26 protein-coding genes are annotated in these 23,987 nt (G+C 35.5%); 22 read left to right on the top strand and 4 right to left on the bottom strand.

Annotation, left to right across the window (positions count from 1 at the left end):
• Positions 1 to 9: 9 nt before the first annotated feature.
• Positions 10 to 978, top strand: coding sequence for an ROK family protein (locus tag AC5YGI_RS20610; protein ID WP_110011275.1), 969 nt, complete (start codon positions 10 to 12; stop codon positions 976 to 978).
• A 675-nt stretch (positions 979 to 1,653) separates the two neighbouring features.
• Entirely contained in the window at positions 1,654 to 2,208 is a 555-nt protein-coding gene (gene msrA, locus AC5YGI_RS20605) for a peptide-methionine (S)-S-oxide reductase MsrA (RefSeq protein ID WP_202842326.1), read from the top strand.
• 229 nt (positions 2,209 to 2,437) lie between these two features.
• Here the strand turns inward: msrA and AC5YGI_RS20600 are convergent, their stop codons facing one another.
• Positions 2,438 to 3,250, bottom strand: coding sequence for a hypothetical protein (locus AC5YGI_RS20600; RefSeq protein ID WP_330744677.1), 813 nt, complete (start codon positions 3,248 to 3,250; stop codon positions 2,438 to 2,440).
• Between the two features lie 379 nt (positions 3,251 to 3,629).
• Between AC5YGI_RS20600 and AC5YGI_RS20595 the strand changes: the two genes are divergently transcribed.
• From AC5YGI_RS20595 to AC5YGI_RS20535, 13 genes are all read left to right on the top strand, one after another.
• Positions 3,630 to 3,821: a hypothetical protein gene (locus AC5YGI_RS20595; RefSeq protein WP_311228456.1), complete on the top strand. Its 192-nt coding sequence runs from the start codon at positions 3,630 to 3,632 to the stop codon at positions 3,819 to 3,821.
• A gap of 44 nt (positions 3,822 to 3,865) precedes the next feature.
• Complete coding sequence (locus AC5YGI_RS20590; RefSeq protein ID WP_454510684.1) at positions 3,866 to 5,506, top strand: tetratricopeptide repeat-containing sensor histidine kinase; 1,641 nt, start codon at positions 3,866 to 3,868, stop codon at positions 5,504 to 5,506.
• Between the two features lie 10 nt (positions 5,507 to 5,516).
• Entirely contained in the window at positions 5,517 to 6,179 is a 663-nt protein-coding gene (locus tag AC5YGI_RS20585) for a DUF5932 domain-containing protein (RefSeq protein ID WP_330744680.1), read from the top strand.
• A 115-nt stretch (positions 6,180 to 6,294) separates the two neighbouring features.
• Entirely contained in the window at positions 6,295 to 6,960 is a 666-nt protein-coding gene (locus AC5YGI_RS20580) for a response regulator (RefSeq protein ID WP_330744681.1), read from the top strand.
• A gap of 138 nt (positions 6,961 to 7,098) precedes the next feature.
• Positions 7,099 to 7,320 (top strand): hypothetical protein, encoded by a 222-nt coding sequence (locus AC5YGI_RS20575; protein ID WP_330744682.1) that lies wholly within the window; start codon positions 7,099 to 7,101, stop codon positions 7,318 to 7,320.
• Between the two features lie 14 nt (positions 7,321 to 7,334).
• The gene (locus AC5YGI_RS20570; RefSeq protein WP_330744683.1) at positions 7,335 to 7,673 is read left to right on the top strand and encodes a YegP family protein; all 339 of its coding nucleotides are present in this window, start codon (positions 7,335 to 7,337) and stop codon (positions 7,671 to 7,673) included.
• A 5-nt stretch (positions 7,674 to 7,678) separates the two neighbouring features.
• Positions 7,679 to 8,749, top strand: a complete 1,071-nt coding sequence (locus AC5YGI_RS20565) for a type I restriction endonuclease (RefSeq protein WP_330744684.1) — start codon at positions 7,679 to 7,681, stop codon at positions 8,747 to 8,749.
• Positions 8,750 to 8,760: 11 nt separating this feature from the next.
• Positions 8,761 to 10,032, top strand: a complete 1,272-nt coding sequence (locus AC5YGI_RS20560) for a PH domain-containing protein (RefSeq protein ID WP_330744685.1) — start codon at positions 8,761 to 8,763, stop codon at positions 10,030 to 10,032.
• A gap of 33 nt (positions 10,033 to 10,065) precedes the next feature.
• Positions 10,066 to 10,593: an SH3 domain-containing protein gene (locus tag AC5YGI_RS20555; RefSeq protein WP_216443647.1), complete on the top strand. Its 528-nt coding sequence runs from the start codon at positions 10,066 to 10,068 to the stop codon at positions 10,591 to 10,593.
• Positions 10,594 to 10,601: 8 nt separating this feature from the next.
• Positions 10,602 to 10,994 carry a DUF6804 family protein gene (locus tag AC5YGI_RS20550; RefSeq protein ID WP_330744686.1) on the top strand — a complete coding sequence of 131 codons (393 nt, stop codon included), beginning with the start codon at positions 10,602 to 10,604 and terminating at the stop codon, positions 10,992 to 10,994.
• A 16-nt stretch (positions 10,995 to 11,010) separates the two neighbouring features.
• On the top strand, positions 11,011 to 11,418 hold the full coding sequence (locus AC5YGI_RS20545; protein WP_311228463.1) for a hypothetical protein: 408 nt from the start codon (positions 11,011 to 11,013) through the stop codon (positions 11,416 to 11,418).
• Positions 11,419 to 11,424: 6 nt separating this feature from the next.
• Entirely contained in the window at positions 11,425 to 12,765 is a 1,341-nt protein-coding gene (locus AC5YGI_RS20540) for a beta-carotene 15,15'-monooxygenase (protein WP_330744687.1), read from the top strand.
• Positions 12,766 to 12,774: 9 nt separating this feature from the next.
• Complete coding sequence (locus AC5YGI_RS20535; protein WP_454510689.1) at positions 12,775 to 13,674, top strand: hypothetical protein; 900 nt, start codon at positions 12,775 to 12,777, stop codon at positions 13,672 to 13,674.
• Positions 13,675 to 13,727: 53 nt separating this feature from the next.
• Here AC5YGI_RS20535 and AC5YGI_RS20530 read toward each other — a convergent pair whose 3' ends face one another.
• The 3 genes from AC5YGI_RS20530 to AC5YGI_RS20520 all read right to left on the bottom strand — a co-directional run bounded on the left by AC5YGI_RS20530 (position 13,728) and on the right by AC5YGI_RS20520 (position 15,616).
• Positions 13,728 to 14,177 carry a GNAT family N-acetyltransferase gene (locus AC5YGI_RS20530; RefSeq protein WP_496169563.1) on the bottom strand — a complete coding sequence of 150 codons (450 nt, stop codon included), beginning with the start codon at positions 14,175 to 14,177 and terminating at the stop codon, positions 13,728 to 13,730.
• On the bottom strand, positions 14,170 to 14,793 hold the full coding sequence (yihA, locus tag AC5YGI_RS20525; RefSeq protein ID WP_496169561.1) for a ribosome biogenesis GTP-binding protein YihA/YsxC: 624 nt from the start codon (positions 14,791 to 14,793) through the stop codon (positions 14,170 to 14,172). The genes AC5YGI_RS20530 and yihA overlap by 8 nt, the downstream gene beginning before the upstream one ends.
• Before the next feature lie 61 nt (positions 14,794 to 14,854).
• Positions 14,855 to 15,616 carry an alpha/beta fold hydrolase gene (locus tag AC5YGI_RS20520; protein WP_496169557.1) on the bottom strand — a complete coding sequence of 254 codons (762 nt, stop codon included), beginning with the start codon at positions 15,614 to 15,616 and terminating at the stop codon, positions 14,855 to 14,857.
• A gap of 272 nt (positions 15,617 to 15,888) precedes the next feature.
• Here AC5YGI_RS20520 and mraZ point away from each other — a divergent pair, with 272 nt between their 5' ends.
• The 7 genes from mraZ to murD all read left to right on the top strand — a co-directional run bounded on the left by mraZ (position 15,889) and on the right by murD (position 23,967).
• On the top strand, positions 15,889 to 16,347 hold the full coding sequence (mraZ, locus tag AC5YGI_RS20515; RefSeq protein WP_110011282.1) for a division/cell wall cluster transcriptional repressor MraZ: 459 nt from the start codon (positions 15,889 to 15,891) through the stop codon (positions 16,345 to 16,347).
• A 50-nt stretch (positions 16,348 to 16,397) separates the two neighbouring features.
• Entirely contained in the window at positions 16,398 to 17,291 is an 894-nt protein-coding gene (gene rsmH, locus AC5YGI_RS20510) for a 16S rRNA (cytosine(1402)-N(4))-methyltransferase RsmH (protein WP_202842308.1), read from the top strand.
• A 91-nt stretch (positions 17,292 to 17,382) separates the two neighbouring features.
• Positions 17,383 to 17,748 (top strand): FtsL-like putative cell division protein, encoded by a 366-nt coding sequence (locus AC5YGI_RS20505; protein ID WP_002981890.1) that lies wholly within the window; start codon positions 17,383 to 17,385, stop codon positions 17,746 to 17,748.
• A complete protein-coding gene (locus tag AC5YGI_RS20500; protein ID WP_330744690.1) occupies positions 17,732 to 19,723 on the top strand; it encodes a penicillin-binding transpeptidase domain-containing protein in 1,992 nt (663 codons plus the stop codon). Before AC5YGI_RS20505 ends, AC5YGI_RS20500 begins: the two co-directional genes overlap by 17 nt.
• Positions 19,724 to 19,780: 57 nt before the next feature.
• Complete coding sequence (locus AC5YGI_RS20495; protein ID WP_330744691.1) at positions 19,781 to 21,241, top strand: UDP-N-acetylmuramoyl-L-alanyl-D-glutamate--2,6-diaminopimelate ligase; 1,461 nt, start codon at positions 19,781 to 19,783, stop codon at positions 21,239 to 21,241.
• A gap of 84 nt (positions 21,242 to 21,325) precedes the next feature.
• Entirely contained in the window at positions 21,326 to 22,567 is a 1,242-nt protein-coding gene (gene mraY / locus AC5YGI_RS20490; RefSeq protein ID WP_114819545.1) for a phospho-N-acetylmuramoyl-pentapeptide-transferase, read from the top strand.
• A 62-nt stretch (positions 22,568 to 22,629) separates the two neighbouring features.
• The gene (murD, locus tag AC5YGI_RS20485; RefSeq protein WP_330744692.1) at positions 22,630 to 23,967 is read left to right on the top strand and encodes a UDP-N-acetylmuramoyl-L-alanine--D-glutamate ligase; all 1,338 of its coding nucleotides are present in this window, start codon (positions 22,630 to 22,632) and stop codon (positions 23,965 to 23,967) included.
• Positions 23,968 to 23,987: the final 20 nt, after the last annotated feature.

The raw sequence follows: 23,987 nt of genomic DNA, 5'->3' as shown, positions 1-23,987 counted from the left end.
ATAATAGAAATGTCATTAATAGATTTATCAAAACAAGTTGCCCTTGGAGTTGACATCGGCGGAACCAATACTAAATTCGGAATCGTAAACCACCGTGGTGAAGTTCTGGATAAAGGAAACCTGAGAACCGATGCTTATGACAAAGTTGAGGATTTCATTGATGCTTTATATGAACATGTTTATCCAATGATGGAAAAGTATGGAACTGAAGCACACTTTGATGGAATTGGAGTAGGCGCACCTAATGCAAACTACTACAAAGGAACGATAGAACTGGCTCCTAACCTTCCCTGGAAAGGCGTTATTCCTTTCGCTGAACTGATGACGGCAAAATTCAGTCTGCCTTGTACAGTAACCAATGATGCCAATGCGGCAGCTCTTGGAGAAATGCTTTTCGGAGCAGCAAGAGGAATGAAGGATTTCATCATGATTACACTGGGAACAGGGGTAGGCAGCGGAATCATTGCCAATGGAAGTTTAATCTATGGACATGACGGGTTTGCCGGAGAATTGGGTCATACGATTGTTAAACCAGGTGGTAGAAAGCACTGGAGCACGGGATCAGAAGGAAGTCTGGAAGCCTATGCTTCTGCTACGGGAATTACCATTACAGCCAAAAAAATGAGGGCAGAATTCCCGGAATCCATGTTGAACCAATATCCTGAAGATGCGATCAATTCTAAAACAGTATACGAATGTGCTATCAAGGAAGATCCTATTGCGATTGAGGTTTTCAGATATACGGGTCAGAAACTGGGTGAAGCCCTGGCTAATTTTGTTATGTTCTCTTCACCGGAAGCTATTCTTCTGTTTGGAGGAGTAATCAAAGCGGGAGATTTTATCTTAAAGCCTGCTAAACTGCATATGGAAAGAAACCTTCTTCCTATTTTCAGAAATAAGGTAAAACTGGTATTCAGTGAGCTTGACGAAGCAGATGCTGCCATTCTTGGGGCAAGTGCTTTGGTTTGGGAAAAATAACTGAACGCTATTGTAAATAATTCAAAGCATCCTTTTAGGGTGCTTTTTTTGTTTTTCCCACAGATCGCACAGATTTCACAGGTAATTATCCTGTATTTTCTTGTGCCTATTTGCTAATACATTGGTGTTATTTGTGTTTAAAATTAAATTAGCGCAATTAATATGCTTCGACAAAGCTCAGCATGACATCGCTAATACCAGCTGCTTTAAAATGTTCCGGATATCTGCCATTCACATCTTGTAGTGAAAGTATTTCCCACAGATTGCTCGGATTCTTACAGATGATTATCCTATATTTTCTTGTGGTAATTTGTGAATACATTTGTGTTATTTGTCTTTAAAATTAAATTAGCGCAATTAATATGCTTGGACAAAGCTCAGCATGACATCGCTAATACCAGCTGCTTTAAAATGTTCCGGATATCTGCTATTCACATCTTGTAGTGAAAGTATTTCCCAAAGATTGCTCGGATTTTCACAGGTGATTATCCTGTATTTTCTTGTGGCTATTTGCGAATACATTGGTCTTATTTGTGTTTTGAAACCATTTGTCACATCTATCATCGTAATTTACGTTTCAGACGTAAAATCGTGTTTAAATGAAAAAGTTTTTCCTATTTTTGATCAGCTTTTCCGGATAAAGGAAGAGATCATAAAACAATATAATTACCTACAATGGACAATAATAATTTAGAACAGATTACTTTCGGAGGCGGATGTTTCTGGTGCGTGGAGAGCTGTTTCAATATGCTGAAAGGGGTACAATCTGCTATTTCAGGATATTCAGGTGGACATAAAGACAATCCGACTTATCAGGAAGTCTGTACAGGAGAAACCGGACATGCGGAAGTGGTACAGATTACTTATGATCCGTCAGTTATTTCTTATGAACAGCTGATGGATGTGTTTTTCTTCCTTCATGATCCTACTCAATTGAACAGACAGGGAAATGATATCGGAACCCAGTACCGTTCTGTTATTTACTATAAAGATGATGCAGAAAAAGCAAAAGCTGAAGAAGCCATCAAGGTATCTCAGGAATCGGGAAGATGGGCAGGTACCTATGTAACGGAATTAACGAAATTCGACAAATTCTGGCCGGCAGAACAATATCATCAGGGATATTACAATGAAAATCCTACTCAGCCGTATTGCAGCGCTGTAGTGGGACCAAAAATCCAGAAGTTCAAAAAGCATTTCGGGGAATTGGGAATGCTGAATGCAGAATAAAGTCTTACATTTTTAAGTTTTGGCTAAAGCCGGATCTGATGATATGAATTTAGTTAAGCGGACAAAAGTCCGCTCCTACTGATACTTAATATTATTCCAGAAAATGGAATCCTGACAATTATAAGCTAATAAAAATATAGAAGCGAAGAGGTCCCTCTTCGCTTTTTTGTTTACCATAAAATGGGTAAGGATTTGTTTTAGTTGAGTTTAAAATTATTGTGAAGGAAATTTATTTTTCAATCAGGTAAGGCTCTGAATTTTTCCCGGCGTATTTTGTGATCATATGACTCGTTGCATTTTTCAAACTTTTGCCATTATCTGGATTTATTCCATCCATTGTAAAAAACTCTACCACATTATCATATTTTGTGTACCAAGAACTCCCTAATCCATTTTCTACCGTTAAAGTATCTGGTCTGGTAATTTTCTTAAAATACTTCAACTTGACAGTATCAACGGGTATTAATTTGTGTTTTGGGTTTTTATCATCGCAGGATGTTAGCTTATATTCATCCCCATCCCAGTACATACATTTATTCTCTTTACCAAATTTTATACCTCCATTTCCACCATAAGAAAAACTTGCAAATAAAATTAAGACCATAGCTCCTATCCCCATGCCGTTTTTTGCCATCTGTGGAATGTTGAAGACAGGTTGGTTCTTTATCACTATCATGATATTTGACATTTTGTCAGAAAATGAATTGCCTTTATTCACTGTGACATTCACTTCAGTATCTTCAGTATTATTTACACAATGTACTTTTCTTTCTTCTCGGTAATGTTTGAAATCATCAAAACCTAAATACCTGCTGAATAAGTCTAATGTAACCGGCTTTATAGTTGCATCCTTATCCAAGTCTACAATAGATTGATAGTACCCCAGCATTGTTCTATAATTAAGATTGATCTTAAAATCCCTAAGAAGGATAACTTGTAAATACTTTAATATACCACTTATAGACGTTCCTGAACCATCTTTTTCAGCCTTAGCATATACTTCTTGAAGTAATTTTTTTTTCTCTTGTAAATTTTTTGCCATGATCTTAGTAATTATTTGGAAAAATAAAAAGATTTCATAAGAAAAATATGCGGAAAACCGTAAATATCAACATTTTAAAGTTTCCAAAATCTTACCAAAAAGCTACTACCCCCTGCTTTCCATTTTGATGCAATTTTGTAATCGAGATCAGGGACAATTACAAACATTCAAATAAAATCTAAAAACTCTGATTTCAAAAATCACCAGATAAAACGGAGGAAAACTCCGGATTGGGAAGCAGATGTTTCTCCTCCGTTTTTGAAGGTTCACTTCCCTAAAAAATTAAGAAGCGCTTCGAAATTTTAATTGTGTACAGCCTGAGATAAATACTTCTCAGGAGGAAGAAAAACAGTCAAAAAACTTCTAAAATTTTAAGGAAATGATAGAGATCATATTGATGCTATTCGGCTTAGCATTCTCAAACAATAATACTAATGCAACAACTGCAGACGATAATAACCCAACTACTGAAACGGTTCAGCCTCAAAGTGGAGCTACAGATCCTGTAGGAGGAACAGGGGAGAGCGATACAGGAGGAGAAACAGGAACAACCCTTCCTCCTAAAAAATAGAAATTTTAACCACTCTTTAGAGTGGTTTTTTTTATTTTAGTAAAATGATACGAAATTTATTATTTTTCCTTTTTTCATTCTGTCTCGTTGCTTCATGCAAGGATACACTGGAAACGAATAATGACATATTAAAAGCTGATAAATTATACGAAGAAGGTGTTAGGCTTCTTGAAAAAGATGATGTTAAGGCCTATTTAAAGCTCCAAGAAGCTATAAGTTATTATAGTAAAAAAAATGATTTTTCTAATATTTCTAAAAGTTTAATTGTACAAGCAAATGCTCAAAAAAACAGAGGTGATTTTTTAGGTGCGGAATCAACATTGGTAGAAGCACTAAAAATGATGAAGGAAAATGATGAAAGCCTTTATGCATTATATGATACTATGGCTAATTTAAAGTTAAATCAAAATCAATATCCTCAGGCAATTGAATGGTATGATAAAGCGCTCTCTGTTAAAATTGAATCTGAACAAAAGCGGCTAAGTATATTAAACAATAAATCTGTAGCAGTATATAAATCAGGGAAATATAAACAAGCATTGAACATTTTACAAAAGCTTAACTTATCAAGCCTTTCAGATTTAAATTTAAAAAATAGAATTAAAGATAATATTGAATATATAAAATGGCTAGACACCAATAATACAGATGCTCAAACTAACATAGAAAATATTCTAAAACTTAAGTTAGAAAATAATGACCTTTGGGGAGCTAATTCAAGCTATGCTCATTTAGCAGAAATTAATAAGAAATCAAATCCAGAGAAATCACTTTATTATGCTAAAAAAATGCTTGATATCGCTCAAATAAACAAAAGCCCTGAAGATAGACTTGAAGCTCTTGAAAAAATAATTTATGTAGATAAGCCAGCAGATATAAATAATCACTTCCGAATATATAAAAATCTATCCGACAGCATACAGGCCAGTCGTAATGATTACACTAATAAATTTGCTTTTATAAAGTATGAAAATACAAAAGTAAAAGCTGAAAAGGCTGAAAAAGAAATTCAACTATTATGGCAATATATTCTTTTGGGATTACTTATTGCCCTACTAATTATTATCATTATTTTATATAAAAAAAGACAAAAAAAGCTTGAACAAGAAAAAGAAATCGAGGTAAAAAACACCCAGCTTAAGATGTCTAAAAAAGTGCACGATGTGGTTGCCAATGGTATTTACCAGGTGATGACAAAAATTGAAAACCAGGAAGATTTTGACCGGGATAAAGCGCTTGATGAACTGGAATTTGTGTATGAAAAATCAAGAGATATTTCCTACGATAAAATTGGAGAAGAAAAAGAGTTCAGCAAAGTTATCTCAGAGCTTATTGCTTCTTTTAATAATGATTCCGTAAAAACCTTTACCGCAGGAAACAGTCCTGCGATCTGGGAGTCCGTTTCTCCCACAGTAAAAGAGGAGGTTTACCAAATGATCCGTGAGCTGATGGTGAATATGAAAAAACACAGCCGGGCCAGTCATGTTGCGGTTAAATTTGAAAAAACAAACAATGTCGTTGAAATTCAGTACAAAGACAATGGAATAGGAATTCCGGGGGATCTTGTTTATAAAAACGGCTTACGTAATGCGGCATCCCGTATTGAAACAATCAACGGAACCCTTACTTTTGAAACAAAAATTGAAAAGGGGCTGAAGGTCAATCTTTCATTCCCTGTTTCCTAATTATGCAGCCATGTTCAAAAAAGTTTTAATCGTTGAGGATCAGGAAATAATGAACCTAGGAATCCTGAATACAATAAAAGAGTTAAACATCCTGGATTTTGATTATGTAACCTATTGTGATGAGGCATTAGGCAGAATCAAAACAGCTTTTGAAAGAAAAAATCCGTATGATCTGCTTATTGCTGATCTATCATTTGACAAAGACCATATTCCTCAGAAACTTCATTCCGGACAGGAGCTTATTCTTGAGGCAAAAAAAGTTCAGCCAGCTTTAAAAGTGATTGTTTTTTCTGTTGAAAAAAAAGCAAAAACAATTGACGATCTTTATAAAATATATCAGATTGATGGATTTGTAAGTAAGGCGAGGCGTGACGGACAAGATCTGAAAAGCACAATACACAAAATCTTTAACGGAGAAACCGTAATTCCCCAGGATGTTCTGAATAAAATGCGCCATATTTCTTCCGAGTTTGATGTGTATGATATCAAATTGCTTGAGCTGTTAGCCAAAGGCTACAAACAGAATGAAATAAGCACTTCTCTGAAACAGTACGGAATGATTCCATATGGCATCCGGTCTATTGAAAGGAGACTGAACGAACTCAGGGACAGTCTTGGCGCAAAAAATAACATTGAAATGATCGTCATCTGCAAAGATATCGGTCTCATCTGATCAGGTCTGCTGAAATATCATTTTTTTGTCCCTTTTACGTGAAACCGTAATGACTAAGAATTAAATGAATATACTTTTGGGGTCTTAACCCATTTTTTAATTAAACCGTATAACCATGTTCAAAAAAATTTTAATTGCCGAAGATCATGAAAGCATCAATATTTCTGTTCAGAAAACTCTTGAGGAGCTGAATATTCCTACAGTAGATTATGTATATTACTGTGATGATGCTATAGGAAAAATTCAGAAAGCATTACGGGAAGAATATCCTTATGACCTGTTGATTACAGATCTGTATTATGAAGATGATCATCATGAGCAAAACCTTAAAGACGGAAAAGAACTCATCAGAAAAGCAAAAGAGATACAGCCTGATTTGAAAGTCATTGTATTTTCGGCAGAACATAAAACGGGTGTAATAGAAAATCTTTTTTCAGATTATAAAATCAACGGATATATCCGTAAAGCCAGAAACGATTCAAAAGAACTGAAAAAGGCCATTGCATCTGTATATATCGGCGAAAACTATTTATCTTTTGATCTGAAGCAGGATATGAGAAAGTTCAACAGCTATGAGTTTTCTACATTTGATATCACCCTTGTCTCTCTCCTTTCTAAGGGAATCTTGCAAAAAAACATTCCTGCCCACCTCGAAGAAAGAAATATTAAACCCTCCAGCCTGAGCAGCGTTGAGAAGAGATTAAACAGTTTGAAGGAAGACCTTGAAATAAACAGCAATGAGCAGCTGGTAGCCTTCTGTAAGGACATTGGGATTATATAATACACAATTCATTTTACATATAGCCTTTCAAAAAATTTGAAAGGTTTTTTTATTTTTTGCCCGTTTTACGGTTTTCCGTAATAGATTGAAATCTAATGCTCATATTTTTGGACTGTTAAACAATAAACAATTTTTATTATGAAAAAGGAATATTACCTTAATAAGAAGCAGCAGTCTAATGGAGACTATGAAGTACATGCAAGTTCATGTCGATTTTTACCATCTTCTGAAAATAGAATTTATTTAGGTAGTTTTTATACTTGTCAGGAAGCGGTAAATGAAGCGAAAAAATTATTTCCAGCTCAAAGAACCAACATCAACGGATGCTATTACTGCTCAAATGCATGTCATACAAGTTAAATAAAAAATTAATCATGGGAAAATTCGTAATCACACAAAGAGTCAACAAAGAGTATCAGTTTAATCTGAAAGCCGGAAACGGCGAAATCATTCTAACCAGTGAAGGGTATGTTCAGAAAGCATCCTGCCATAAAGGTATTGAATCTGTAAAAGTCAATTCTCAGGATCTTTCAAGGTACGACAGAAGACTTGCAAAAAATGGAAAAGACTATTTCGTTCTAAAAGCAAGAAACGGTGAAATTATCGGGAACAGCCAGATGTATAGTACAAAATCCGGAATGGAGAATGGGATAGCTTCTGTAAAATTAAATGCCCCGACAGCTGAAATCATTGACGAAACTTTAAAAAACTAAACACTATGGATCTTAAAATTAAACTGGAGCAATTGCAGCAGAAAGTAATGGGGCTTAAAGACCAGATCGGAACTGAAGAAGCCACAAAAAATGCCTTCGTAATGCCTTTTATACAAATTCTGGGATATGATATTTTTAATCCCACAGAAGTGGTTCCCGAGCACGTTTGTGATATCGGAACAAAAAAAGGAGAAAAGGTAGATTATGTGATCAAAAATAATGATGAACCTATCTTCATTATCGAATGTAAACACTGGAAGGAAAGTGCAGATGCCCATAATTCACAGCTTCACAGGTATTATCATGTTTCGAAAACAAGATTCGGAGTTTTGACCAATGGTATCGTGTATAACTTTTATACAGATCTGGAAAAACCTAATATTATGGATGAAAAACCGTTTTTCACCATTAATATTGAAGATCTGAAAGACAGTTCCATCAAAATTCTTGAAAATTTCACCAAGAAAGATTATAACCTGGAAAGCATTCTTGATTCTGCAGAAGCATTAAAGTATATCAAAGCCATCAGAAAAGAATTCGAAAAAGAAATTGAAAATCCATCTGATGAATTGGTAAAACTTTTAGTAAACCGTTTCTTTGAAAAGCCTTTAACGGCTAATAGAATGATTTCTTTTAAAGAGTATGCTAAAAAAGCATTAACTACTTCTATTAATGAATCGATCAGTTTCCGGTTAAAGTCCGCATTGAGCATCAATGAACAAATAGAAAAAAAGGAAGACGATGTGAAAACATCACAGCCTATTGATCAAAATAACGATTCTAGAATTATCACCACAGAAGAAGAGTTGGAAGGGTTTCAGATTGTAAAAGCCATTCTGAGAGAGAAAATTCCTTCTTCCAGAATTGCCTATCGGGATACTTTATCCTATTTCGGGATTTTATTGGATGACAATAACAGAAAACCACTTTGCAGATTACACTTCAATACAACAAATAAATATCTGGAAACTTTCCACAACGGAAAAGAAGCAGGAGAAAAGATTTTATTGAATACCCTTGATGAAATCTATAATTACAGAAATCAGCTTCATCTGACGCTGGAAAACTATTCATAAAACTAATAGCCATGAAAACTTTTATAATTATTCTGAAAGCTTTACGGTGGATTTTGGGTGTTTCATTTCTTCTTATTTCGTTAGGTCTTTTAATAGAACAGAGTTTTGAGGCATCAATTGTAATGCTGATATTGGGTATATTTTTAATCCCGCCAACAGGTAATTTTATTACTAATAAAATAAGAATGATCAATCTTGATGGAACTCATAAAATCTTACAAACCATAGACTATTCTGATCTTCATACTATTTTACCCGTCTATCAACAAAATGTATTAAACCACAAAAAAGTATTAACTGAAAAACAAAAATTAAGGTTTGGGAGAAAAATTTATTATAATACCCTTTGTAATGCTATTTCAGATTTTAATCTCACCCAAAGCAAAATTCTTAAACTGAACGAGATTAAAGTGTATTTCAACTTATCTGATCAGCAAGTACTGTTAGAAAAAAATAGGATCTCAGAAAAAACGGTAAAAAATCTGGTTCAGAAATGTTATGAAGATCGTGTACTGACTGATTTAGAAGAACAGCAAATTACAAACATGGCTAACTTTCTTCAATTTCCGTTAAATAAAGCAGGAGAGATCAAAAATAAAATCGCTTTTTCATTATTCAATAGAATACTTGAAGAAAAGATATCTGATAACCGCCTTTCTCCAATAAAAGAAACAGAGCTGAAACAGGCGACAAGAAATCTGAAAATTGACCATCAGAGCATTAAAGTATATCTTTCTGACCGAAAAATTAAAAGTTTACAGCATGCCAAGTTATTATGGAATCTTGACCATGGTATTTTTCCAGTTATTTACAATCCTTCCATAACGTTAGCAAGAGATGAACAATGCTATTTAAACGTTAATGCAACTCTTATTGAAAACAAGCTTGTTCATGCAGGATATTCACGCACAAGTACCGGTGTTTCCTTCAGAGTTATGAAAGGAGTAAATGCCAGAATTGGCGGCGGAAGATACCGTCCCGTAAAAGAAAATATAAGGGAGACTCATCCTGGAACTCTATATCTTACCAACTCAAGAATTATTTTCAATGCCGGAGGGAAAAGCTTCCAAATTCCTTTCTATAAATTGATTTCCCACAACGCAAGAGGAGGAAATCTTGAATTGGTAATCCAAAATAAAAGCTATTCACTGCGTGTAAATTATAAAGAAACTGAAATATTCACACTTGCATTATCAAGTTCTCTCCGACAGTACAAAAATGCCAATGATTATCTAAAAATACAGGCGATGAGAGAAATCTCTATGAATGAAAATTTCATCTGAAGATAAAATCAATTAACTATTAATATTCTAGACATGAAAAAACTAATCTCGTTCATCATACTTACCTTCAGTATATTTATTTTAAATTCCTGTTTTAAAGCCAATGACAATGTAGGACATGGTGGAAGATGTACAGGTTCTTCCTATTGTACAGCCTGTTCAAATTGCTCAAGATGCGGGCACTGCAGTGGTGGTGGAACGTGCGGCGTTTGTGGAGGAGGTTCTTCCGGAAGAAGCTCTTCATCGGGTAATTCCAGTAAAAAAAGTAAGTCTGGAAAATACAAACCTTCTGATTCTTATAAATCCACCAAAGCAAAATCAAGTAAGCCCCCAAAGGTATATATTGACAAAGTTAATGTCAATATTAATTCCAATAATAGAAATATTGCAGAAATTAAAACCATAAATATTTTTGAAAAGCCCACATCTAAATCCAGAATAATAGCGATAGTCCCTAAAGATACTAAACTGATAAAGTTGTCAACAGAAGGATCTTGGTACAAAGTAAAGGTTAAATCAAGAGGAAAAGAAGGTTATGTTTTTAATAACGATCTAAAATAATCAAAAAAATGAAACCATTTCTCACCTTCTGTGCGTTATGCTGTTTCGCTGGTATTTTCAAACTTCCTATAGAATATTATACTTTCCTTAGAATTATTATTTCCATTGGAGCTTTATGGGTTTTATACAATACGCTGAGCTCTAAACAACATTATTTCAGTATACTATTTCTAATCATTCTCATTCTTTTCAATCCCGTTTTCCCGATTTATCTGTATCGGAAAAACATTTGGATCCCGATTGATATTATAACGGGAATTTTATTTCTGCTGATCAATTTCATAGAAAGAAAAGAACAAAAAAAAGAAGAAAAAGAAATTATCGAAGAAACCTCAGAGCACTTACCTCCCATACACCAAAGAACTGTTTCCAGAGACAGAATTATTAATCCTAAAAAATAAGACAAGAATAACCATCATGGAAAACAATCAAATAACAGAAAGCCTCAAAGCTCACTTTCTAAGACTCTATCAAATGGCAATCTGTGATGACGATTTCAGTGCATTAGAGCTGAAAATGCTTTATAAATGTGCAGAAGAAAGAGGAATTTCATCAAAAAATTTAGACGACATACTCTTAAATCCTATCAATTTAAAATCATTGATACCCAAAACGATCGAAGAAAAAGTTGATTATCTGTATGACCTCACCGTCATGATCTGGGCCGACGGAGTCGTTTCTCCGAATGAATATTCTGCCATGCAAAAATATGTTCTGATGTTTGGATTTCTTGAAGAAAATACAACAGCTATTGTAGATTACCTCATTGAAGCCATAAAAATTGGCAAGAATAAAAGCGAAATTTTATATGAATTAAAAAACTAACACATCATGGATACCACCAGCATAAAAAATTTATTCAAACTCAAATCCGTTCCGATAGAACCAACACCGGAACCGTTTCCTCAAAACAATAACAACCCGGACAATGAATCTATGGAAGAAACCCGGAAAAGAACCTATCATGAAGCAGGATACAGAGACAGTTCGCGAACCAATGGAAACCACTCTACCCTATCCATTTGTCTGGATGCCGTTTATTCAAAATTTCAGAATGAAGAAAAAGAAATGGTTGAAAAGCAGAAAAATCTGAAAGAATCCTATGTAAACGAACAGAAAAACCGGGAAACTGAAATCAAAGCTTTATTCGTTTCACAGGAGACCAAAGAGGAACAATTAAAAAACAAGAGCACAGAAATTGAGAATCATCAGCATACCATTGAAACATTAAAAGCTGAGATCCTCGATCTTCCCAGAAACCCGGAAAAATATAATGTAAAAGCTACAAGAGGTGCATCTGCAAAATTCTGGATCGGCCTGATTCTTTTGATTCCCATTACTCTATATTTAACAACATTTTATATATCAACATCATATTCAGCTTTCTTTAAAAGTTTCGATGCTAAAAGTACTATAATTCAAAGTGTTTTAGATGCCCAAGCTTTCAGTAAGGCATGGAACGAAGGAGTTATTGAAGGTGCTTTTGTTACTCTTATTCCGTTTGTATTTCTTGGATTAGGTTATTTAATTCATATGTTCTGGGAGAATAAAACGAGAGCCAACTATATCAAGCTTGGATTATTATTTATTGTAACATTTATTTTTGATTGCATTTTAGCCTACGAAATTGAATCAAAATTATATGAATTAAACAGAACCTTTAATTCTCCATCTTTTGATCTTAAGATTGCTTTTACCAAAATTCAGTTTTGGGGAATTATTTTTGCCGGATTTATTGTTTACATTATTTGGGGGCTGGTTTTTGATTTTGTAATGAAAGAACATCGTGAAAAGGATAAGATTAAAAACGAACAGGAAATCAGACAGAAAAAAGTCGAATTCTTTCAGGAAAAGATTAATGTTTTGAAAAAAGAAATTGAAGAAATCCTTGCCAGTATCGGAACGATAAAAGAAACCGTTATCAAGACACGAGGAAGAATCGAAGAGCTTCAGAATATTATCGACGGAGTCATCATTCCAACCAAAGATTACAAACTGTATGCTTCGGAATATGTTCAGGGCTGGATCACTTTTATCGGTGAAAAAATAGCCGTTTCAAGAACGGAAAAACAAACAATGATTGACGACTGTATTGTCACCTACAATACCAATTTAGAAACCGTAGGTGCTAATTCCGACAATCAGAATTTAGTGTACTTATCATCTTTATAACTGAAAATTATGAAAAAGATATTCTATTTATTATTCATTATTTCTTTGGCTTCTTGCTGTAAAGGTAAAGATGACGGAACAGAGATAGAAAAGAAAGATACTATTGTTGTTGATTCAAACAATATCAATCTCAGTATCCTGATTGATCTTTCAGACAGAATTGATCCTGCAACCAACCCTAATCCTACAATGCAATATTTTCAACGGGATACAGAGTATATTAAAGCCATTGAAAAAGGATTTTTAAATCATGTTAAATCAAAAAAGATCATCACTTATGACGATCAGATGCAAGTTTTCTTTAATCCTGAGCCTTCAGACCCAAAAATAAATGATTTCACAAAAGAGTTGAAAATTTCTTTTAATAAAGATATTCCAAAGAGCTATTTTGATTCTGTTGATAAAAAATACTCAGAATTACCTATAAACATTTATCAGTCAGCTATAAAAGACGGCAAATATGTCGGTTCGGATATCTGGGAATTCTTTAAAAACAAAGTTAATGATTATTGTATCAAACAAGATAAAAGAAACATTCTGTTCATTCTGACAGATGGTTATATGTATCATCAAAATACCAAGTTTGAAGAAAAAAAAGAAAATTCATATAAAACTTCCTATTTAACAACCAAACTTATAAAAGCCAACAACCTAACAACATCTGGTTTTAAAGATGCTATTGAAAAAAACGGCTATGGATTTGTAAAAGCAAATGAAAACCTGAGTAATCTCGAAGTCATTGTTTTGGGAATCAATCCCGAAAAAGGAAATCCTTTCGAAGAAGCTGTTATTAAAGAATATTGGGAAAATTGGTTTAAAGAAATGAAAATTAAAAATTATCAGATCAAATCTGCTGATCTTCCTTCCAATTTGGAGCCTATTATTTTAAAAGCAATTGCAGGAAAATAAAAACACACTCAATATATTTAATTAAAAAGCGAAGAATATATTTCTTCGCTTTTCTATTTTCTTATCATTTCCGTATGCGGAATATCATCTTCCAGATATTTTTTCCCCGTATCTACAAATCCGAACCCGCTGTAAAATTTTAAAAGATAATCCTGTGCGGATATTTTGATTTCAGTAGTGTGAAAACGGTTTTCTATAGTTTCTACGGCATATTGTATCAACTGCTTACCCAGACTTTTACCTCTCGCCAGCTCTGTGGTCAGAACCCTTCCGATAGAAGTTTCATCATATTTTATCCCTTTATCAAAAATCCGGCAGTAGGCCAATATCTGTCCCTCTTCTTCAGCCCAGATATGAACGGCTTTCTGATCATAATTATCCAGATCAGGATAAGGACAATTTTGCTCGATAACGAAAACATCAATACGAGCTTTCAGTACTGCATATAATTCCGGAACAGTAAACTCCTCAAATGTTTTGATTTTCCAGATCATATTACTCATCAAAACTTATATTATTATTAGTTAAAAACTCATTGGTCTTTCGGATAAAGTCAAGAATTTTATCTCCTCCTTCTTTCTTTTCTGCTGAGGTGATATACAATTCGGGAAGATCTTCCCACGTTTTATGAAGTTCAGCTTTATAGTCTTCAACATTTTTGATAACAGCATTCGGTTTCAGTTTATCTGCCTTTGTGAAGACAATGGAAAACGGTATTCCGCTTTCACCACACCACTGGATAAATTCCAGATCAATTTTCTGCGGAGTATGCCTTACATCTACCAATACAAAAAGGTTGACCAGATTTCTCCTGTTCAGAATATAATTGGTGATCAGCTTTTCAAAATCCTTTCGCTGAACTTTTGAAACTTTTGCATAACCATATCCGGGTAAATCGGTAAGATACCAGTTTTCGTTCACTAAAAAATGATTGATCAGCTGGGTTTTCCCGGGAGTCTGCGATGTCTTGGCCAGATCTTTATGATTCATCATGGCATTGATCAGTGATGACTTTCCTACGTTCGACCTTCCGATAAAAGCATATTCGGGAATATTAGGTTCAGGGCATTCCTGCCATTTTCCACTGCTCTTTACAAACTCTGCTGTTTTGATAATCATTTTTGAATGTATTTTAGAAAAATAAACCATTAAGAAAAGCTCTTAATGGTCATTATATGTTTTAAACTTTATCTTTTATCCAGTTGTACAGGATTTCATTGAATTCATCCGGTTTTTCCATCATGGCAGCATGGCCGCATTTGTCAATCCAGAATAAATCGGAATTCGGAATAAACTTGTGCATATCTTCTGCCACTTCAGGTGGAGTAACATTATCCTGTTTACCCCAGATCAGACAGGTAGGTGTCACAATCTTCGGAAGATCATTCAGCATATTGTGTTTGATGGCACTTCTTGCCAGCATTACTGTCTTTATTCCCTTCATTCTGTCATTAACGACTGCAAAAACTTCATCTACAAGATCTTCTGTGGCCACCTTTGGATTATAGAAAACTTCTTCCGTTTTCTTTCTGATATAAGAACGGTCATTTTTTCTTGGAAAGCTGTCTCCGAAAGTTCTTTCATAAAGACCGGAGCTTCCAGTAAGAACAAGATTCTTAACCAGATCAGGTCTTGCCAAAGTCAATATAAGTCCTACATGCCCACCCATTGAGTTTCCTACAATAGTTACGGGACCGGAAATATGACTTTCTATAAACTTGATAATATATTTTGCAATCGTGGTAAGATTCGTATTGAGTACCGGCAGATCATAGATCGGCAGCTGAGGAACATATACTTTAAAGCCTCTATCCGAAAAAAAATCTACCATTTTATCGAAATTACTCAAACCACCCATTAACCCGTGCAACAGCACTAATGGATGTCCTTCTCCCGCTTCTACATAGGAATATTTCTTTTCTTTTTTTGTACTAAATATCATAAAACGCCTTAATAAAGCCCTGCAAAAATACAAATTAAACCTCAAAAAAATTTTGATAATCCTAATTTAAGATAAAAATAATATAATATTCTCCTTTTTAACTTTTTTTTTCAGAACCTCTTTATTATGGCTTAAATAACACTTTCAACAAGTCTCTTCATATCAGTATTTTACATTATTGAAATTCAATCTTTAATAAAACTTATTAACATTGAGTCAAAAAGTGGGAAAAAGTGGGAAATTTTGGAAATTATTATATAAATTTGTCCCAAATGAAAAATTTCATTGGGACATATGAGTGTAAAATTGACGACAAAGGCCGCTTAAAAGTTCCTTCATCTTTAATCAAACAGATGGAAAACTTCGACGATAAGGCGTTTGTAGTCAAAAGATCTGTGTTCCAACCTTGTCTGGAAGTTTATCCTATGAATGCATGGGACAAACTGATGGGTAAAATTAATAAACTGAACAGATTCATAAAAAAGAATGCTGATTTCATACGAATGTTTACGGCAGGAGTAAAAACAGTAGAGTTGGATAATGCAGGACGATTACAGATCTCGAAAGACCTTACGGTTTTCGCAAATCTTCAGAAAGATATTGTGATCACCAGTGCAGGAGAACTCTTTGAGATTTGGGATAAAGAAGCCTATGAAAAGGTAATTGCCACCAACGAAGCTGATTTTGCAAGCCTTGCCGAAGATGTGATGGGCTCTTTCGATGAAGAATAATAGCAGTAGGTTATTAATTGATTAGTAGTAAATAAAAAACACAATTAAGCATGTATCATAACCCCGTTTTGTTGAAGCAGAGTGTTGATGATTTGGTGACGAATCCTGACGGAATATATGTGGACTGCACCTTTGGAGGCGGAGGCCACTCAAGAGAAATCCTGAGCAGACTTTCCGATAAAGGGAGATTGTTCAGCTTTGATCAGGATCTGGATGCACTTAAAAATACAATTGATGACCCAAGGTTTACATTAGTGAATCAAAATTTCAGATTTCTGGAAAACTCTTTGCTGATGTATGGCATCTCACAGGTGGATGGTGTTTTGGCAGACTTAGGCGTGTCTTCGCATCAGTTTGATGAAGCAGACAGGGGTTTCTCCACAAGAAGCAATGCTCCTTTGGATATGAGAATGAATGTGATGCAGAATCTTGATGCCAAAAGAGTGATTAATGAATATGAGGAAGAAGAACTTGCAGACATTTTTTACCACTACGGAGAATTGAGAGAAGCAAGAAAGCTGGCGAGAGAGATTGTTCACCACAGAAAAACAAAAAGTATAGAAACCACGGAAGATCTGAAAAAATTGTTCAGCTACATTCCGCCTCACAAAGTGAATAAGTTCTATGCCCAGCTCTTCCAGGCAGTAAGAATTGAAGTCAACCAGGAGCTTGAAGTATTGAAAGAAATGTTGGTTCAGGCTTTTAATGTGTTGAAACCGGAAGGAAGATTAGTGGTTATTTCTTACCACTCTCTGGAAGACCGTCTGGTAAAGAGATTTTTGAAAAACGGAATGTTCGAAGGAGAACCGGAAAGAGATATCTACGGAAATTATAAAAAGGCATTTGAACTGATCAAGAGTAAAGCGATCATTCCTGATGAAAAGGAGATTGAAGAAAACTCAAGAGCAAGAAGTGCCAAGATGAGAACGGGAATTAAAGTATAAATGTGAATGAGTGAATCGTGAATCATTTAGCAAAATAAAATTGACTATTGACACGAAGTAAATTCACTGCGAAGCAAATTGACATAATAAATTGGCAAAAAGAACAACAAATCGCCCTCAGAAAAGACTCACTTTTATAGACATTATAAAAGGAAACTTTCTGAATCGTGATGAGATCAAAATACATTACAAGTATTTTCTCCTCTTGTTTGTTCTGATGATGGCCATGATTTATACCAACCATCTCGTCAATAAAAAAATAAAAATTGTAAACGCCTTAAAGGAAGAAACGGAAGAATACAAATCACGAAACGCTTACGCCCAAAGTAAGCTGATCAAAGTAAAAATGGAATCAGAGCTGGGGAAAGAGGTTGCACGGGATTCATTGATGACCCTGGAAAACCACCCTCACAAATTGCTAATAAAACTGGATAGTACAGATGCAAAAGCAAAATGAATACGACAATAAACGTAAGAAAACGTTACGATGGGGCTACCTCTTTGCAGTGGTAGCTTTGTGCGTGTTTGTCATGTTCTTGGCGAGGATTGTCATCCTTCAGAATACCAATGTCCAGGAAATAAAAGATGATTACATTAATAAAAACTATCGTGAAGCTACTTTAAAAGCGGCCCGCGGAAACCTTTTTGCCTCTGACGGCTCTATCCTTGCCACCACGGTAATGAGATATGACATCTATCTTGACTTCAAGACGATGAAAGATACGGTGTACTCCAACAACATCGGAGCGCTTACTGATTCTCTGAGCAAAATGTTCGGAAAACCAAGAAGTGAATTCAGACAGAAGTTTGACGAGCAGAAGAAAAAGAAAAACCAGTATTACACTTTGGTGAAAGGACTTGATTTTGATCAATATGACAGAATCCGAAAGTTCCCGATCTTCAAAAAAGGTAAAAATAAAGGAGGATTTATCGTTGACAGAAACTATAAAAGAGAGTTAGCAACATCAGAAATCGGGGCCGGAACCATCGGTATGGACAACGGAGAGCTGAAATCCGGGCTGGAAGGTGCTTTCTCAAAATATTTAACCGGGACAGATGGCAAAAGGCTGGAACAAAGAATCAATTCTTCCCAGTGGAAACCTATCGACTTCTGGAAGGTTCAGGAACCGGTAGACGGTGAGGATGTGTATACGACTTTAGATCTTAGAATTCAGGACATTGCACACTCTGCCCTTGAGAAACAGCTGATTAATTTCGAGGCCAAACACGGCACCGTAATTGTCATGGAAGTGGAAACCGGAAAAGTACGTGCTCTTGTTAATTTAAGAAGAACAGAATCAGGAGATTATGAAGACTCTTACAATTATGCCCTGAAAGATAATATCGAACCGGGATCTACTTTTAAAACCATTTCTCTTTTGGCAGCAATGGATGACGGATTTATTGATGAAAATACAACAGTAAATGTAGGAAACGGAGTTTGGGTCTATGCAAAACAGAGAATCTCTGACGGACACGGAGGAGGAACATATGATATCAGTGATGTGTTGGCGAAGTCCAGTAACGTAGGAACAGCCAAACTGATCACAAAGTATTATGCTGAAAAGCCACAGATTTTCCTTGATCACCTGAAACGTTGGAAATTATTCGATAAAATGGATATCGAGCTTCCGGGAATCACAAAACCGAAGATCGTGACACCACAAAATAAAAGATGGAATGCCGCAACACTGGCTTCTATTTCTTACGGATATTCTTCCAACATCAACCTGCTGCAGCTGACAACCTTCTACAACGGTGTTGCCAATGGAGGAAAAATGCTTAAGCCCTTATTCATTGATAAAATCATGAAAGACGGAAAAGTGATGTACAGTGCAAAACCTGAAGTAATGGTAAACAAAATGGCTTCTGAAAAAGCTATTAAAATGATGACCAGTGCATTAACCAAAGCAGTAGAAAAAGGAACTGGACGAAGCATCTTTACTCCCAACCTGAAAATGGCAGGAAAAACAGGTACCGCAAGATTTGAATACTGGCTGCCTGGCCCAATGAAGTACCGTGCATCATTTGCAGGATTCTATCCGGCTGATGCCCCAAAATATACTTGCTATGTCATGATCAGTGAACCCAATACCGCAAAAGGATTTTATGGAGGTTCCGTTTCAGCGCCGGTGTTTAAGGAAATTGCAGGAAAAACATTCCTGAAAACGCCTCAGAATATTGAAAAAGAAATGCTTGTAGACAAAAAGGTAAACCTTAGCAAAATGGTAGAGCCTAATGTCAAAGTAGCAGTCAATGATAAACAAATGCCTAATGTGGTAGGATTAATCGGGAAAAATGTAATCCCGCAGTTGGAAAACTTAGGCTACCGTGTCGATTATAAAGGAGTAGGAAGAATCAAAGAACAATTCCCTCTGGAAGGCACCACGATAAGTAAAAACCAGAGAATTTATTTATCTCTGCAAAATTAAAACAAGGTTTCGGAAGAACCATTTAAACCAAAATAAGGCAAGACCTTATTGATAAAGATGATTATAACAGAATTAGTAAACAGAATCCCAGTACTGGAAATCCACGGCGATAGCAACCGTGAGGTAACCGAATTGGTGATCGACAGCAGAAAGGTTACAGAAAACTCTCTTTATATTGCCATGAGAGGAACAGTAGTGGATGGACATTCATTCATTGCCTCTGCTATTGAAAAAGGAGCTGCCGCAATTGTTTGCGAAGAATTCCCTGAAACATTGGTGGAAAATGTAACCTATGTTCAGGTAAAAGATTCTTCTAAAGCCCTTGGTCATCTTGCTTCAAACTTTTATGGAAATCCTTCTCAGAAATTAAAACTGATAGGAGTTACAGGAACTAACGGAAAAACATCCGTTTCGACCCTTCTTTTTGATGTTTTTAAAAACCTTGGATATCCGGCCGCTTTACTTTCTACTGTTGAAATCAGAATTGGTGAAGAGGTTATTCCGTCTACCCACACCACTCCTGATGTGATTACCATCAACAGGATTTTAGCGGAAGCTGTAGAAAAAGGATGTGAATTTGCTTTCATGGAAGTAAGCTCACACGGAATCGCCCAAAACAGAATTGAAGGATTACACTTCAAAATAGCAGGTTTCACCAACCTTACTCATGATCATTTAGATTATCATAAAACGTTCGAAGAATATTTAAAAACAAAGAAAAGATTCTTCGACCAGTTAGAAGATACAGCCATTGCCATCACCAATGTGGATGACAAAAACGGGAATGTCATGCTTCAGAACACCAAGGCTAAAAAGAAGTCTTACGCTTTGAAAACCATGGCAGACTATCACGGAAAATTATTGGAAGTGGATTTCAACGGAATGCTGTTGAACTTCAACGGAAAAGAATTCTGGACGACATTAACCGGGAAATTCAATGTATATAATTTACTGCTTGTCTTCGGAATTGCTGCTGAACTCGGATTTGAGCAGGACGAAATTCTTCAGGCTATCAGCAAATTAAAAAGAGTTTCCGGAAGATTTGAAACCTTCAAATCCGATGGTGGAATTTTCTTTATCGTAGATTATGCACACACTCCGGATGCTTTGGAAAACATTCTGGACAGCATCAACGATATCAGAACCAAAAACGAAAGATTAATCACCGTATTCGGCTGCGGAGGAGACAGAGATCACTCCAAAAGACCTGAAATGGGAAATATTGCCACTAAAAAGTCAACCTTGGCAATCATCACTTCAGACAATCCGAGAACAGAAGATCCTGCACAGATCATCAAAGAAATTGAAGCAGGCGTTGAACCACAGAACTTCAGCAAATACACTTCAATTCCGGACAGAAAAGAAGCCATAAAAATGGCCATCAAGTTTGCAGAACCTAAAGATATCGTTTTAGTTGCCGGAAAAGGCCACGAAAACTATCAGGAGATCAATGGTGTAAAACATCATTTTGACGACAAAGAAGTAATTAATGAGCTCTGGAAATTAATGAGCAAATAAATTACAAGTGATAACTGAAAGAATAATTGTTCAATCATTCATCATTCATCAATTATCAATGATCATTTATTAACAATTGAAACTATGCTATACTATCTATACGAATATCTAACCAACCATGGAATCCACGTTCCGGGATTAGGAATGTTGAAATACATTTCCTTCCGTGCCGGAATGGCTGTACTATTCTCATTGATTATTGCTCTTGTCTACGGAAAAAGAGTAATCAATTACCTGAGAACAAAACAAATGGGAGAATTGGTGCGTGATCTGGGATTGGATGGGCAGAAACAAAAAGAAGGAACTCCTACCATGGGAGGGCTTATCATTATTCTGGCAACCATCATTCCGGTATTGCTGTTTACAAGAATTACCAATGTGTACATTGTGCTGTTGTTGGTTTCTATGTTCTGGATGGGTGCTATTGGTTTCCTTGATGATTACTTAAAGAAAATTAAAAAAAATAAAGACGGTTTAAGTGGTAAATTCAAAATTGTAGGTCAGGTTGGTTTAGGACTAATTGTCGGAATTACAATGTATTTCCACCCGGACATTACGGTTAAAAGAAAATATGCAGATGCTAAAGTGGTAAACAGGAACAATGTAGAGCAAAACTTTATGCCTACAGAAAAAATTACCGTTTCCACTGTTCCTTTTGCCAAAAATAATGAATTCGATTATAGTGGAATTTTATTCTGGATGAATGATAAAGATGCCCATGAGTGGGCATGGATTGTCTTTATCCCCATTGTAATCTTCATTGTAACAGCCGTTTCCAATGGAGCCAACATCACCGACGGAATTGATGGTCTTGCAGCAGGAACCAGTGCTATTATACTGCTCACGCTGGCCCTTTTTGCTTATCTATCCGGGAACATCATCTTTGCAGATTATCTGAATATCATGTTCCTTCCGAATATGGGAGAAACCACCATTTTTGCAGTGGCAATGGTAGGTGCCGTAATTGGATTCTTCTGGTACAATACCTATCCTGCACAGGTTTTCATGGGAGATACTGGAAGTTTGATGCTGGGAGGAGTAATTGCCGTTTTGGCCATCATTTTAAGAAAAGAATTGCTGATTCCTGTATTATGCGGAATCTTCTTAATTGAAAACCTGTCTGTAATGCTTCAGGTAGTTGTTTTCAAATACAGAAAAAGAAAATATGGGCTGGAATATGCCCAAAACAACAGACTCTTCAAAATGTCACCATTACACCATCACTATCAAAAGGAAGGATTCCACGAAAGTAAAATCGTGAACCGAATGATCATCATCGGGGTAATATTGGCTATTGTATGTCTGATCACACTAAAAATGAGATAAAAATTAAAAGCTGTAAGCAATAAGCATAAAGCTTAAAGCCTATAGCATAAAGCTTTTATAATATGAAAATAGTTGTTTTAGGAGGTGGAGAAAGCGGATGCGGAGCTGCTTATTTGGCCAAAAAGAAAGGTCTGGAAGTATTTCTTTCAGATAAAGGAGCCATTAAGGATAACTATAAGCAGTTTCTTACCGAAAATGAAATTGAATTTGAAGAAGGAAACCACGATGAAGAAAGGATTTTAAATGCTGACTGGATCGTAAAAAGCCCGGGAATTCCGAAAAAGGCAGACATCATCAATAAAATTCATGAAAAAGGAATCAGACTTTCCTCTGAAATTGAATTTGCTTCTGAATTTACAGATGCCAAAATCATCGCCATTACCGGAAGCAACGGAAAAACAACCACAACTTCCCTGATCTACTATATCCTGAAAAATGACGGATTGAATGTAGGTTTAGGAGGAAACATCGGATACAGCTTTGCCAAGCAGGTGGCAGATGAAAACCACGAATATTATGTACTGGAGGTAAGCTCTTTCCAGCTGGATGATATTCAGAATTTCAGACCTTATATTTCTTTATTGTTGAATCTGTCTCAGGATCACCTGGATCAGTACAACTACAATTATGAAGAATATGCATTGGCCAAATTCCGAATCACAGAAAATCAGGAGAATGATAACTTCTTCATCTACAACAAGGATGATGAAATGAGTAAAAATCTTCTTGAAAAGCTTGAAATAAAGGCGAAAATGATTCCTTTCTCAACCAAAGAGAAATTAACGGAAGGAGGTTTTGTGAATGATGATGAAATTGTGGTAAAAATAAAAGACGAATTCGCAATGAAAGTTGAAGAATTGTCTCTATTGGGAAATCATAATGTAGCCAACAGCCTCGCAGCGTCTATTGCCGGTAAGATTTTAAAAATCAACAATGAAAGCATCAGACATTCATTGATGACATTCCAGGCCGTAGAACACAGATTGGAATTTGTAACTGAAATTGATAGTGTAAAATACATCAACGACAGTAAAGCAACCAATGTAAATGCAACTTACTATGCTTTAGAAAGTATGAAAACGCCAACCGTATGGATTGTTGGTGGATTAGATAAAGGAAATGACTATACCGAAATTGAAGATTTAGTCAAAAGAAAAGTAAAGGCAATTGTTTGTCTTGGAATCGATAACAAGAAGATCATCGATTTCTTTAAAGATAAAAAAGAGCTTATTTATGATACTTCAAGCATGGAAGAAGCCGTGAGAATTTCAAAATCACTGGCTAAAAAAGGCGATACCGTCTTATTATCTCCATGCTGCGCAAGCTTTGACTTGTTTAAAAGCTATGAAGACAGAGGACGCCAGTTTAAAGAACAGGTATTAAATGCCAATGGCCATTAGCCATTAGCCAATAGCATTGA

This window comes from Chryseobacterium sp. CS3K3.1 (assembly GCF_059515165.1).
The sequence above is the reverse complement of the archived record's forward strand: the minus strand, read 5'-3'. Positions and strand labels throughout refer to the sequence as shown.